General features: G+C 67.5%; 14 protein-coding genes. 7 read left to right on the top strand and 7 right to left on the bottom strand.

What is annotated here, in order from left to right; genetic code table 11:
• Positions 1–79: 79 nt before the first annotated feature.
• The 3 genes from TEP_RS15835 to TEP_RS15825 are packed head-to-tail and all read right to left on the bottom strand — an operon-like array spanning position 80 to position 1,455.
• The gene (locus TEP_RS15835) at positions 80–544 is read right to left on the bottom strand and encodes a DUF3106 domain-containing protein (protein ID WP_132825889.1); all 465 of its coding nucleotides are present in this window, start codon (positions 542–544) and stop codon (positions 80–82) included.
• A 3-nt stretch (positions 545–547) separates the two neighbouring features.
• Positions 548–874, bottom strand: a complete 327-nt coding sequence (locus TEP_RS15830; protein WP_132825888.1) for a hypothetical protein — start codon at positions 872–874, stop codon at positions 548–550.
• Positions 871–1,455, bottom strand: a complete 585-nt coding sequence (locus TEP_RS15825; RefSeq protein WP_132825887.1) for an RNA polymerase sigma factor — start codon at positions 1,453–1,455, stop codon at positions 871–873. The genes TEP_RS15830 and TEP_RS15825 overlap by 4 nt, the downstream gene beginning before the upstream one ends.
• 97 nt (positions 1,456–1,552) lie before the next feature.
• Here TEP_RS15825 and TEP_RS15820 point away from each other — a divergent pair, with 97 nt between their 5' ends.
• A complete protein-coding gene (locus TEP_RS15820) occupies positions 1,553–1,873 on the top strand; it encodes an NAD(P) transhydrogenase subunit alpha (protein ID WP_025877970.1) in 321 nt (106 codons plus the stop codon).
• Complete coding sequence (locus TEP_RS15815) at positions 1,870–3,330, top strand: NAD(P)(+) transhydrogenase (Re/Si-specific) subunit beta (RefSeq protein ID WP_132825886.1); 1,461 nt, start codon at positions 1,870–1,872, stop codon at positions 3,328–3,330. The genes TEP_RS15820 and TEP_RS15815 overlap by 4 nt, the downstream gene beginning before the upstream one ends.
• Positions 3,331–3,431: 101 nt before the next feature.
• On the opposite strand, the gene TEP_RS15810 is transcribed toward TEP_RS15815, so the two are convergent.
• Positions 3,432–3,851, bottom strand: coding sequence for a hypothetical protein (locus tag TEP_RS15810; RefSeq protein ID WP_025877973.1), 420 nt, complete (start codon positions 3,849–3,851; stop codon positions 3,432–3,434).
• Between the two features lie 121 nt (positions 3,852–3,972).
• On the opposite strand from TEP_RS15810, the gene sufT reads away from it, so the two are divergent.
• The 3 genes from sufT (at position 3,973) to TEP_RS15795 (ending at position 7,928) form a co-directional block, all read left to right on the top strand.
• Positions 3,973–4,524, top strand: a complete 552-nt coding sequence (gene sufT, locus TEP_RS15805) for a putative Fe-S cluster assembly protein SufT (protein WP_132825885.1) — start codon at positions 3,973–3,975, stop codon at positions 4,522–4,524.
• A gap of 59 nt (positions 4,525–4,583) precedes the next feature.
• Positions 4,584–5,678: a branched-chain amino acid aminotransferase gene (locus TEP_RS15800; RefSeq protein WP_132825884.1), complete on the top strand. Its 1,095-nt coding sequence runs from the start codon at positions 4,584–4,586 to the stop codon at positions 5,676–5,678.
• 510 nt (positions 5,679–6,188) lie between these two features.
• Positions 6,189–7,928 carry a S8 family peptidase gene (locus TEP_RS15795; protein ID WP_033830414.1) on the top strand — a complete coding sequence of 580 codons (1,740 nt, stop codon included), beginning with the start codon at positions 6,189–6,191 and terminating at the stop codon, positions 7,926–7,928.
• Between the two features lie 183 nt (positions 7,929–8,111).
• Here the strand turns inward: TEP_RS15795 and TEP_RS15790 are convergent, their stop codons facing one another.
• The 3 genes from TEP_RS15790 to wrbA form a co-directional block, all read right to left on the bottom strand.
• Positions 8,112–8,597: an asparaginase domain-containing protein gene (locus tag TEP_RS15790; protein WP_033830416.1), complete on the bottom strand. Its 486-nt coding sequence runs from the start codon at positions 8,595–8,597 to the stop codon at positions 8,112–8,114.
• Positions 8,598–8,676: 79 nt separating this feature from the next.
• On the bottom strand, positions 8,677–9,012 hold the full coding sequence (locus tag TEP_RS15785; RefSeq protein ID WP_025879136.1) for a DUF2069 domain-containing protein: 336 nt from the start codon (positions 9,010–9,012) through the stop codon (positions 8,677–8,679).
• Complete coding sequence (wrbA, locus tag TEP_RS15780; protein WP_025879137.1) at positions 9,009–9,602, bottom strand: NAD(P)H:quinone oxidoreductase; 594 nt, start codon at positions 9,600–9,602, stop codon at positions 9,009–9,011. The genes TEP_RS15785 and wrbA overlap by 4 nt, the downstream gene beginning before the upstream one ends.
• Before the next feature lie 77 nt (positions 9,603–9,679).
• Here wrbA and TEP_RS15775 point away from each other — a divergent pair, with 77 nt between their 5' ends.
• Both TEP_RS15775 and TEP_RS15770 read left to right on the top strand, forming a co-directional pair.
• Positions 9,680–10,954, top strand: a complete 1,275-nt coding sequence (locus TEP_RS15775; protein WP_132825883.1) for a YihY family inner membrane protein — start codon at positions 9,680–9,682, stop codon at positions 10,952–10,954.
• Positions 10,951–11,514 (top strand): TlpA disulfide reductase family protein, encoded by a 564-nt coding sequence (locus TEP_RS15770; RefSeq protein ID WP_033830417.1) that lies wholly within the window; start codon positions 10,951–10,953, stop codon positions 11,512–11,514. The genes TEP_RS15775 and TEP_RS15770 overlap by 4 nt, the downstream gene beginning before the upstream one ends.
• Positions 11,515–11,682 lie beyond the last annotated feature (168 nt).

Below are 11,682 nucleotides of genomic sequence, written 5' to 3'. Positions count from 1 at the left end.
CGCCGGGCCATGCCCGGCGAGCGCAGCGGCATCCGGTGAATCCGCCGGGCGTGGCCCGGCGCTACCCCTTCGATAGGGGTTACCGCGGCTTCGCCGGCGGCGGGTTGTCCCGCACCCATTCCCGGCGTTCGTCTGCGGTCATCTGCGACCAGCGCTCGCGCATGGCATCGCGCTGGGCCGGGCTGAGGTCACGCATCTGGCCGAACAACGCCCGGGCCTGCTCGCGCTGCTCCGGGCTCATGTGTTCGAAGCGGCGCAGGCCGCGGCGGGCCTTGCCGCGTTCTTCCGGGCTCATCGACTGCCAGCGCTGGCCGTGCGACAGCATGCGCTGGCGCTGCGCGGGATCGGCGCCGTTCCAGCGGTCACGCAGCGGGGCCAACAACGCTTCGCGCTGGGCCGGGCTCAGCTGTTCCCAGTTCGGCAGCGACGCGGCAGCAGGTGCCGGCCGCGCGGCAGGCGCTGGCGCGGTGGCCTGCGCCAGTGCCGATGCAGCGGGCAGCAGGGTCAGGGCGATCAGCAGGGGCAGGGAGGGGTATCGCAGCATGGTTCACTCCATCGCCAGGTCGTTGTCGCCCAGCCACAGGTACAGATCGGGATTCTCGTCGTACAGCACGCCATTGTCTTCTTCCGCAGCGACGATCGGCGTGCTGATCGGGCCCCGATGATCGCCCGGACCGACGAACTGGACGCCGATGCCCAGCGCGATCACCAGCGAACAGGCGCTGGCCAGCCACCAGCGCCAGCGACCGGCGTGCGCCGCACCGGCGTTGTGACGGGCACTGCGCAGGCGTGCCAGGGTGGCCGGCGACAGCGCCTGCAGCGACTGCGCGTGCAGGCTGCGCAGGGCGTCATCGGAAGGCAGGGGGCGGTTCACGGGTGCATCTCCAGTTGATTCTGCAGCGCCTGTCGGGCGCGCGCCAGATGGGTCTTTACCGCGCCTTCGCTGCAGCCCATGGCGCGGGCGGTGGTGGCCCCGTCCAGGTCCTGCAGCACGCGCAGGGTGAATGCCTCGCGCTGGCGGGCGGGCAGGTCGCGCAGTGCCTGCACCAGCTGCTGGTACTGCTGGCGCTGCTCGTGCGCCTGCGAAGGGTCCGGTGCGGGGTCGGCCCAGTCGATCTGGCCGCCATCGGCATCCTGGTTGTCGCGCCAGAACGGCAGGCGGAAGCGGCGGCGGCGCTGCAGGTCGATCACCCGCCGGCGCAGGATGCTCCAGAACAACGGCGCCCACTCGGCGGCCGGCTTGTCGGCGTAGTCCAGCATGCGCAGCAGCGCGTCCTGTACCGCATCCAGCGCGTCATCACGCTGGCGCAGGCCGGCCTCGGCGAAGCGGAAGGCGCGCGGCCCGACGCTGGCCAGGAACGCTTCCAGCGAGGCCGGAACGGCGTCGGCATCGGTGGTTGAGGGGACAGGGCTGCTCACCAGCACAGGGTACGGTTCCTCGGCAGGGGTCACCATCGACAACGCGTGAGCGCGGCCGTGGTTGACCGGGACGCGCGCAGGGTTCAGCCCATGGTTATGATGGGGCGACGAAGACAGAGCAGGAGCGTTGCCGGTGAGTGACGGGTTCGTGGCGCTGTACATCTTCATGCTGGCCGCCATTGCCGGCCACGTGATCATTTCCCGGGTCCCGGTGATCCTGCATACCCCGTTGATGTCGGGCTCCAACTTCATCCATGGCATCGTGCTGATCGGCGCGATGGTGGTGCTGGGGCACGCACAGACGCCGTTGGAGAAGGTCCTCGGGTTCCTTGCCGTGGTGCTCGGCGCCGGCAACGCAGCCGGTGGCTATGTGGTCACCGCGCGCATGCTGGAAATGTTCAAGCCGAGCGTGCGCAAGGCCGGCAACGATGAACCGAAGGAGCCGCAGGCTTGAACATCAGCACCGTCGAACTGCTTGATTGGCTGGTCAAGGCCAGCTATCTGGTCGCCGCCACCCTGTTCCTGCTCGGCCTGCAGCGCATGGCCTCGCCGATGACCGCAAGCAGCGGTATCCGCTGGGCGGGTCTGGGCATGCTGCTGGCCACGGTGGCGACCTTCTTCCTGCCCGAACTGCACAACGTGCCGCTGATCCTGGTGGCACTGCTGCTGGGGGCCGGCCTGGCCTGGTGGTCGGCGGGCAAGGTCGCCGTCACCGACATGCCGCAGATGGTCGCGCTGTACAACGGCATGGGCGGTGGTTCAGCGGCGGCCATCGGTGCGGTGGAACTGCTGCGCTATGCGTTCCTGGCCAACCGCGATACCACCCACTGGAGTGCGCAGGCGCTGGCCGATCTGGCCGCGCGGCAGCCGTCCGGCACGGTGCTGGTGCTGGCGGTGGTGGGCGCGGCGATCGGTGCGGTGTCGCTGTCCGGCTCGGTGATCGCCTGGGCCAAACTTGATGGCCGCCTCGACAAGCGCGTGACCTGGCCGGGCCAGCAGGTGATGAACCTGCTGGTGGCGCTGGCCGTGGTGGTGCTGGGCATCATCGCCGCCAGCACGCTCAGCACCTGGGCCATCGTCGCCTTCTTCGTGCTGGCACTGGCGCTGGGCGTGTTGATGACGTTGCCGATCGGTGGCGCCGACATGCCGGTGGTGATCTCGCTGTACAACGCGTTCACCGGCCTGGCGGTGTCGTTCGAAGGCTACGTGCTGGGCAACGAGGCGCTGATCATCGCCGGCATGATGGTCGGCGCAGCGGGCATCCTGCTGACCCGGTTGATGGCCAAGGCGATGAACCGGCCGATCCGCAACGTGCTGTTCTCCAACTTCGGTGGCGGCGCAAGCGGCGAGGCGCAGGCGATCTCCGGTTCGCAGAAGCCCATTGAAGCCGCCGATGTGGCGGCGATGATGGGCTTTGCCGAACGTGTGGTGATCGTGCCCGGCTATGGCATGGCCGTGGCCCAGGCACAGCACAAGATCTGGGAGCTGGCGCAGCGGCTGATCACGCGCGGGGTGAAGGTCAAGTTCGCCATCCACCCGGTGGCCGGGCGCATGCCCGGGCACATGAACGTGCTGCTGGCCGAAGCGGGGGTGCCGTACGACCTGATCGCGGACATGGACGATATCAATCCCGAGTTCGCCACCACCGACGTGGTGCTGGTGATCGGCGCCAACGATGTGGTCAACCCGGTGGCGCGCACCGATCCGGCCAGTCCGATCTACGGCATGCCGGTACTGGACGTGGTGAATGCGCGCAACGTGGTGGTGATCAAGCGCGGCAAGGGCACCGGCTTTGCCGGTATCGAAAATGCGCTGTTCTATGCCGACAACACCCGCATGCTGTACGGCGATGGTGCCGAGGCAGCGGCGTCGCTGGTCAGCGAGCTGAAGGCGCTCGACGGCGGGCATTGAGGGTTGGGGTCGGATCCCTTTCCGCAGGAAAGGGCTCTGACCCCGGATCCAACCACCCCATCCACGCATGGCGTGGATCTACCAGGGCATCACCGGCGCGCTCAGCGCGCCAGCCAGGCGCCTACGGCGACACCCACCGCCAGCCACAGCCATTCGACCACGCCATTGGCCAGGGTGATCAGCGTCCAGGCCAGGTGCGGGCCCATCCGCAGTGAGGCGTCCCAGGGGTTCAGGCCCATCGAGCCGCCCATCCAGGCACTGGCGATCGCCCAGTTCGAGATCGCGGCTACCAGCAGCGTGCCCAGCACGACCAGGGCGATGCGCAGCTTGCCGGGACCGAGCGTGCCTAGACGCAGCATGAACACCAGTTCCAAGGCGGTCAGTACCGCCATCCAGCCGACCGGACGGCCGGTGAACAGGGCGATCAGCATCCAGGCAAGGGGGGCGGTGGCCAGCGCCAGCAACAACATGAAGGGCCAGAGCCAGGTAACGGTCCTGGCACGTGCGGCATTGGAGGACATCGAAGCTCCTGAAGGTCGCCCACAGGATACTGTGGTTTGCCGCAGTGCACCGGCGAGGGCGGGGCGCCTACGCTAGAATGGCCGCTTGCGTGGCTTACGCCGCAGCCCCATATCGGTCCTCATGTATTCCCGTAGCAGCGAACCTGTCCACTTCGAACGCGATTGCGAGGCCGTCATGGTCCCGCAGGGCGACACCGTGACCCTGCCCGCCGGCAGCTATGGGTACATCACCCAGGCGCTGGGCGGCAGCTACTCGGTGTTCGTCGAGGGCAATCTGTTCCGTATCGCCGGCAAGGATGGCGATGCCATCGGCAAGGAGGCGCCGGCACCGCTGGAGCTGCCCGACGATGCCAGCGACGAGCAGGTCGAACAACTGGTCTGGCAGCAGCTGCGCACCTGTTTCGACCCGGAAATTCCGGTCAACATCGTCGAACTGGGACTGGTCTACGAGGTGGAGATCAAGCACCTGGAGCAAGGGCAGCGCGAGATCGACGTGAAGATGACCCTGACCGCACCCGCCTGCGGCATGGGTGACATCCTGGTCGACGACGTGCGCAGCAAGCTTGAAATGATCCCGACGGTGGCCGAGGCCGACGTCGAGCTGGTCTTCGACCCGCCGTGGAACCAGCACATGATGTCCGAGGCCGCACGGCTCGAAACCGGCATGCTTTGACCCACGGCCCGCAGTGACGCGGGCCCGGCATTACCCGCAACCAGAACAGGAAATCTCCGGTGTCCCAGTCCATTCCCAGCTTCGCCGTCACCCGTTCGGACCACCCGCGCAGCGCTGAAGAGCGCGCCCAGATCCTGGAGAAGCCGGGCTTCGGCCTGCACTTCACCGACCACATGGTGGAAGTGCGCTGGGACAAGGATGCCGGCTGGCACAACGCCAACGTGCGCGCCTACGGTCCGCTGCAGCTGGACCCGGCCGCGGCCGTGCTGCACTACGGCCAGGAGATCTTCGAAGGCATCAAGGCCTACCGCCATGCCGATGGTTCGATCTGGACCTTCCGCCCCGATGCCAACGGCCGTCGCCTGCAGCGTTCGGCGCAGCGCCTGGCGCTGCCGGAACTGCCGGTGGAGATCTTCGTCGAATCGCTGAAGCAGCTGATCGCCGTCGACAGCGCCTGGGTGCCGTCGGCCGATGAGTCGAGCCTGTATTTCCGTCCGTTCATGATCGGCGATGAAGCGTTCCTTGGCGTGCGCGGCGCGCACAAGGCCGGTTACTACGTCATCGCCAGCCCGGCTGGCCCGTACTTCGCCAAGGGCGTCGCCCCGGTGTCGATCTGGCTGTCCACCGAGTACGCGCGTGCAGCCAAGGGCGGCACCGGTGCGGCCAAGTGCGGTGGCAACTACGCCGCGTCGCTGTTGCCGCAGCAGAAGGCGCAGGCGCAGGGCTGCTCGCAGGTGCTGTTCCTGGACCCGGTCGAAGGCAAGTACCTGGAAGAACTGGGCGGCATGAACGTGTTCCTGGTCTACAAGGACGGCACGCTGGTCACGCCGGAACTGTCCGGCAGCATCCTCGAGGGCATCACCCGCGAGAGCATCCTGCAGCTGGCCCGCGACCGCGGCATGAAGGTCGAAGAGCGCAAGGTCACCATCGATGAGTGGAAGCAGGGCGTGACCTCCGGCGAGATCACCGAAGTGTTCGCCTGCGGTACCGCTGCGGTGGTCACCCCCATCGGCCAGCTCAAGGGCGAAGGCTTCTCGGTGGGCGACATCAATGCGCCGGCCGGCGAAGTGACCATGTCGCTGCGCAAGGAACTGACCGACATCCAGTACGGTCGCCTGCCGGACCGCCACGGCTGGCTGGTCAAGCTGGGCTGATCGCCTGCGCGAACGCGTAGCGCCGGGCCATGCCCGGTGACTTTTCGGAAAGCCCGTCCCTGCGACGGGCTTTCTGCGTTTCAGGCGTACGTCCGCCGGGCATGGCCCGGCGCTACCAGGATCAACGGCTCCCGCCAGCGCGTGGCGATGCCCGGCGAATGCACGCGTACCACGGTAGCGCCGGGCCATGCCCGGCGGCTGTTCGCCGATGTCGGCAAAGACATGGCGGGACAGGACATTCCGCAGTCAGGTACGTGCAGCTGACGCGAAAGTTCCTTCACCTTCACAAACCCTCGACCCGGAAAGTCTCAGATCCAACATTTCATCTTGCTGAAAAGACGCTGAAAATCTTGTGGTGTCCGGTTTGAGCCACTAGCGTCATCAACACAGCGGATGGTCAGGGGAATCCGCTGGCTCGCCGGACCCGAACCTCGCCATCGCAAGCCAGCCCACGGTTCAGGCCGGTGCTTCTGCCGATTCCGGCATTCCTACCATTAGAAGGGAAATCCGATGTCCCAGGTAACGCAACCGCGTGTGCGTCGTGTGTGGGTGGTCCTTGGTGCGTCCGTCCTGTCATCGCTGCTGCTGGCCACGCCTGCGCTGGCCGGTGATGTCCAGCTCAGCGGCCTGCAGTCCGCGCCGACCCACCAGCGCTTCATCGTGAAGTACCGCGACGGCAGTGCGCCGGTGGCCAACACCACCGCGCTGGCTTCTTCGCTGAAGACGGCCGCTGCCGGCATCGCCAGCAGCCAGGGCCGCGCGCTGGGCCTGCAGCAGGTCCGCAGGCTTGCGGTCGGCTCCACCGTGGTCAGGACCGACCGTGCGCTGGACCAGGCCGAATCCGAGCTGCTGATGCGCAAGCTCGCCGCCGACCCGAACGTGGAATACGTCGAAGTCGACCAGATCATGCGCGCGACGCTGACCCCCAACGACACCCGTTTCAGCGAGCAATGGGGCTTCGGTACGTCCAACGCCTCGATCAACGTGCGCCCGGCCTGGGACAAGGCCACCGGCACCGGTGTGGTCGTGGCGGTGATCGATACCGGCATCACCAACCATGCCGATCTCAACGCCAACATCCTGCCCGGCTATGACTTCATCAGCGACGCGGCGATGGCGCGCGATGGTGGTGGCCGTGACAGCAATCCCAACGATGAGGGTGACTGGTACGGCGACAACGAGTGCCAGGCCGGTTATCCGGGCTCGAACTCCAGCTGGCATGGCACCCACGTGGCCGGCACGGTCGCTGCGGTGACCAACAACAGCACCGGCGTGGCCGGTACCGCGTTCAACGCCAAGGTCGTGCCGGTGCGCGTGCTCGGCAAGTGCGGCGGCTACACCTCCGACATCGCCGACGCGATCGTCTGGGCCTCCGGTGGCACGGTCAGCGGTGTGCCGGCCAACGCCAACCCGGCCGAGGTCATCAACATGTCGCTGGGCGGCGGCGGCAGCTGCTCGACCACTTACCAGAACGCGATCAACGGCGCGGTCGGCCGCGGCACCACCGTGGTGGTCGCTGCCGGCAACAGCAACACCAACGTCTCCAGCGCGGTACCGGCCAACTGCCCGAACGTGATCGCGGTGGCGGCCACCACCTCGGCGGGTGCGCGTGCCAGCTTCTCCAACTACGGCACCGGCATCGACATCTCCGCACCGGGCCAGAGCATCCTGTCCACCCTCAACAGCGGCACCACCACCCCGGGCAGCGCCAGCTATGCGTCCTACAACGGCACCTCAATGGCGGCACCGCACGTGGCGGGCGTGGTTGCACTGATGCAGTCGGTGGCACCGAGCCCGCTCAGCCCGGCGCAGGTGGAAAGCATCATCAAGAGCACCGCGCGTCCGCTGCCGGGTGCGTGCTCGGGTGGTTGCGGCGCCGGCATCATCGACGCCGATGCCGCGGTGACTGCCGCGATCAACGGCACCACGCCCAACCCGGGTGGCACCGTGCTGCAGAACAACGTGCCGGTTACCGGCCTCGGTGCGGCCAGCGGCGCATCGCTCAGCTATACCGTCAACGTCCCGGCTGGCAGCACGCAGCTGCGCGTGGCGATCAGCGGCGGCAGTGGTGATGCCGACCTGTACCTGCGCCAAGGCAGTGCCCCGACCGACACCGTCTACACCTGCCGCCCGTACCTGAGCGGCAACAACGAGACCTGCACCGTCAACAGCCCCACCGCCGGTACCTGGTACGTGCGGGTGAAGGCCTACAGCACCTTCTCGGGCGTGACCGTCAACGCCCAGTACTGAGCCCAAGCCCCTCTCCATGGGCACGCCCCGGCCTCGGCCGGGGTGTTTTTTTTGGGGGACGGCGAAGCGGAGAAAGCAGTGCAGCAGTGCATTTGCCCTTGCCCTTGCCCTTGCCCTTGCTCTTGCTCTGCCCTTGACCTTAGCAACCGAAACGCCGACGCGCGACGGCGCGCCTTCAATCCCTCAAACCGACTCGAACCGGTTCGCCGCCACGTTCTTGCGCACATGCTGCGGGTCGAAGATCCGGCCGTTCATCGCGATGAACACCCCCGCCGGCAGCGACTGCACCGCACCGATCGCACAGCCGATGTTGAACTCCGCATCCGAACCACGGAAACGCGCCGGGCTCAGCGCACCGGTCATCACAATGGTCTTGTCCGGGATCGTCGCCAGCACCTTGCCGGTCTGCACCATCGAATCGGTGCCGTGGGTCACCAGCACGTGGCGGGTGGGCTGGGCGGCGATCGTTGCGCGGATCAGCTCACGATCGTCGTCGTTGATGTGCAGCGAATCCTTGCGCAGGATCGGAATTACGTTGAAACGGAACGTGACCCCCAGTTCGCGCAGGATCATGCCGATCTGCGGGTCGCCGATCTGGTAGTCCGACTTGTCGTCGAAATAGATCTTGTCGATCGTGCCACCGGTGGTGACGACCAGGAGCTCTTCCATCATGTGCATGCGCGAAACCAAGGCAGGTACAGCGGCGCGGGGCCGGGAACGCAGATGATACGGCGCACCGGGCGCAGCGTCAGCGCCGCCGCCCGAAACGGGCGCGCAGGCCGGGCAGGCTGGCCGAAAAGATCACCAGCAGCGCCAGCACGATTTCGATCAGTGCCAGCCAGCGGGTCTCGGGATGGCTCCAGGCGCTCATCACGCCGTGGCTGAACCAGCCCAGGGCCAGCACCGCCGCCCAGAACCCGGCCTTGCGCCAGCCCAGCCGCAGGGCGATGGCCAGCGCCAGCGGCGGCGCAGTGAACACCAGCTGGGTGGCCAGCCAGTGCCTGTCGTTGATGAACCAGCCGGCAAACAGCGCCGCCAGCCCCATCAGGGCCAGCAGCAGCACGGTGCGCGGCGCGGTGCTCATCGCGCCAGCCGCTGCGCGATGTCGGCCACGCGCCGGCCCAGCGCCCGCGCCAGTACCGCCTCATCGTCGGTGGGTTGCGGGTCGTCGGCGGCGCCGGCCACGTGGCTGGCGCCATACGGCGTGCCGCCACTGGTGGTGTGGCTCAGTGCCGGCTCGGTGAACGGAATGCCGACGATCAGGCAGCCGTGGTGCAGCAGCGGTACCTGCATCGACAGCAGGGTCGACTCCTGGCCGCCGTGCATCGACGCAGTGGACGTGAACACCCCGGCCGGCTTGCCGGCCAGCGTGCCGTTCACCCATTCGGCGCCGAGGCCATCAAGGAAATGCTTGACCGGCGCGGCCATGTTGCCGAAACGGGTAGGGCTGCCCAGCAGCAGTCCCTGGCACTCCGCCAGGTCCTGCACGCTCACATAGGGCGCGCCATCGTCGGGTACCGGCGGCTGCGCGGTCTGGGTGACGGCGGCCACCGGTGGCACCGTGCGCAGCCGCGCCGCCATGCCCGGAACCTCGCCGATGCCCCGCGCGATCTGGCGCGCCAGCCGTGCCACCGAACCGCCGCGGCTGTAGTACAGCACCAGGATTTCGCCCATCGCGCCCAGCTCTCCTCATCGTGTGGACGCCAGTATGGCTATCCTGCACCGATTCCGCATCGGGTACCCTTGCGCCGATGGAACCTTTGGATACGCTCAATTTGTGGATGGAGCGCGCGCGGGATCGCGCACGCGCCGCCAGCTTCGGCCGCTTCCTGTGGCGCCGCTTCCTCGACGACCGCCTGTTCCAGGCCGCCGCCGCGCTGGCCTACACCACGGTGTTCGCGCTGGTGCCGTTGGCGATCGTGGTGTTTGGCGTGCTCTCGGCCTTCCCGGTGTTCGATCGCTGGAGCGACCAGCTCAGCGACTACGTCTTCTCCAACTTCGTGCCCAATGCCGCGCGCGCTGCCGAAGGCTACCTGCGCCAGTTCTCGGCCAGCGCCGGCCAGCTCACTGCCGCCGGTTTCATCGCCCTGGTCATCTCGCTGCTGATCACCCTCAACAGTGTTGAAGAGACCTTCAACCAGATCTGGCGCGTCGGCAGCAGTCGGCCGCGGTTGACCCGCTTCCTGGTCTACTGGACGGTGCTGACCCTGGGCGCGATGCTCGCCGCTGCGTCGCTGGCGGTGTCGGCGCGGGTGTTCGCGATGCCGTTGTTCGGCACGCAGGAAGGGCGCTGGCTGGCCGATCTCGCCCTGCGGCTGGCGCCGATCCTGATCGAATTCGTCTGCATCACCCTGATGTTCCGGGTGGTGCCACACCACTCCGTGAAGTGGCGCCATGCGGTTCCGGGCGCGATTCTCGCTGCGGTGATCCTGGAGCTGGTGAAGTGGGGCATCGGCGCCTACCTGGGCAGCTTCCAGTCCTACCAGAAGCTGTATGGCACGGTGGCCTTCGTACCGATCCTGCTGCTGTGGATCTACCTGTGCTGGGTGGCCGTGCTGCTGGGTGCGTCGCTGGCGTCGTCGATGGCGGCCTTCCGCTACCAACCGGTGGAACTGCGCCTGCCGCAGGGCTACGAGTTCTATGGCCTGCTGCGCCTGCTCGGCCGCTTCCAGCATGCACGCGCCAAGGGCAGGGGCCTGGCCGACGACGAGATCCTGCGGCTGGAACCGATGCTGACCGACTCGCTGCTGCAGGACCTGGCCTGCCACCTGGAGGGCATCGGCCTGCTGCGCCGCGATGAGCGCGGCGAGTGGCTGCTGGCCCGCGACCTGGACCAGGTCAGCCTGGGCGATCTGTACGAATGCACGCAGCTGCGCATTCCGGTGGCCGAACAACACCTGCCTTACCGCGATGACAGCCTCGGCCGCGCCGCCTTGGCCGCACTGGATGAACTGCGCCTGCCGCTGCGCGAACGCCTCAAGCGTCGCGTCAGCGACATCTACCCTGATTCTGGAGACGCCCCATGACCTGCAAGACCCCATTGCTGCTGGCTGCGCTGCTGGCCCTGGCCGCCTGCAAACCCGCGCAGGAGCCGACCCCGGCCAGCAGCCAGCCGCCGGCACAGGCACCGACCCCGGCCGCGCCGGCGCCGGTGGAGGATACGCCCGCCGAGCGCGTTACTGCCGAGTTCCCGACGCTGAAGATGAAGGCGGTAGATGGCAGCGATTACGATCTGGCCGCGCATCGTGGCAAGTGGGTGGTGGTGAATTTCTGGGCGACCTGGTGCGCGCCCTGCCGCAAGGAAATGCCCGAGCTGTCGGCGTTGCATGCCATGCGCAGCAACATCGAAGTGGTGGGACTGGCTTACGAGGACATCGAGGTTCCGGAGATGCAGGCGTTCCTGACCAAGCATCCGGTGACCTATCCGATCGTGGTCGTCGATCCGTTCGACCCGCCGGCCGACTTCGCCACCCCACGTGGCCTGCCGCTGACCCACCTGATCGATCCACAGGGCAAGCTGGCCCACAGCTTCCTGGGCCCGGTCACCGCGGCGGACATCGAAAAGCAGATTGCTGCTGCCAAGTAAGGGGAGGGGCAGGGCTGCGCCCTGCACCCACCGAAGCGGTAGTGCCGGCCGCTGGCCGGCAACCTCGACAGCAACAGCAACAGCCAAAGCGAAAGCCAAAGCGGGTTTTCTGAGGGTAGGCGGGGTGGGTCCGGTTGCGGGGGACGCCGTAAATACGTCCCTGTAGGC

Origin of the sequence: Stenotrophomonas sp. TEPEL (assembly GCF_004348785.1) — a bacterium.
In the GTDB taxonomy this organism is placed as follows: Bacteria; Pseudomonadota; Gammaproteobacteria; order Xanthomonadales; family Xanthomonadaceae; genus Stenotrophomonas; species Stenotrophomonas indicatrix.
The sequence above is the reverse complement of the archived record's forward strand: the minus strand, read 5'-3'. Positions and strand labels throughout refer to the sequence as shown.

Bases quoted from the DNA above. Each gene is read 5' to 3' on its own strand.
- TEP_RS15785 (WP_025879136.1), bottom strand. From the start codon at position 9,012: ATGAGCACCGCGCCGCGCACCGTGCTGCTGCTGGCCCTGATGGGGCTG.
- TEP_RS15795 (WP_033830414.1), top strand. From the start codon at position 6,189: ATGTCCCAGGTAACGCAACCGCGTGTGCGTCGTGTGTGGGTGGTCCTT.
- TEP_RS15825 (WP_132825887.1), bottom strand. From the start codon at position 1,455: ATGGTGACCCCTGCCGAGGAACCGTACCCTGTGCTGGTGAGCAGCCCT.
- TEP_RS15790 (WP_033830416.1), bottom strand. From the start codon at position 8,597: ATGGAAGAGCTCCTGGTCGTCACCACCGGTGGCACGATCGACAAGATC.
- TEP_RS15810 (WP_025877973.1), bottom strand. From the start codon at position 3,851: ATGTCCTCCAATGCCGCACGTGCCAGGACCGTTACCTGGCTCTGGCCC.
- TEP_RS15775 (WP_132825883.1), top strand. From the start codon at position 9,680: ATGGAACCTTTGGATACGCTCAATTTGTGGATGGAGCGCGCGCGGGAT.
- TEP_RS15770 (WP_033830417.1), top strand. From the start codon at position 10,951: ATGACCTGCAAGACCCCATTGCTGCTGGCTGCGCTGCTGGCCCTGGCC.
- wrbA (WP_025879137.1), bottom strand. From the start codon at position 9,602: ATGGGCGAAATCCTGGTGCTGTACTACAGCCGCGGCGGTTCGGTGGCA.
- sufT (WP_132825885.1), top strand. From the start codon at position 3,973: ATGTATTCCCGTAGCAGCGAACCTGTCCACTTCGAACGCGATTGCGAG.
- TEP_RS15835 (WP_132825889.1), bottom strand. From the start codon at position 544: ATGCTGCGATACCCCTCCCTGCCCCTGCTGATCGCCCTGACCCTGCTG.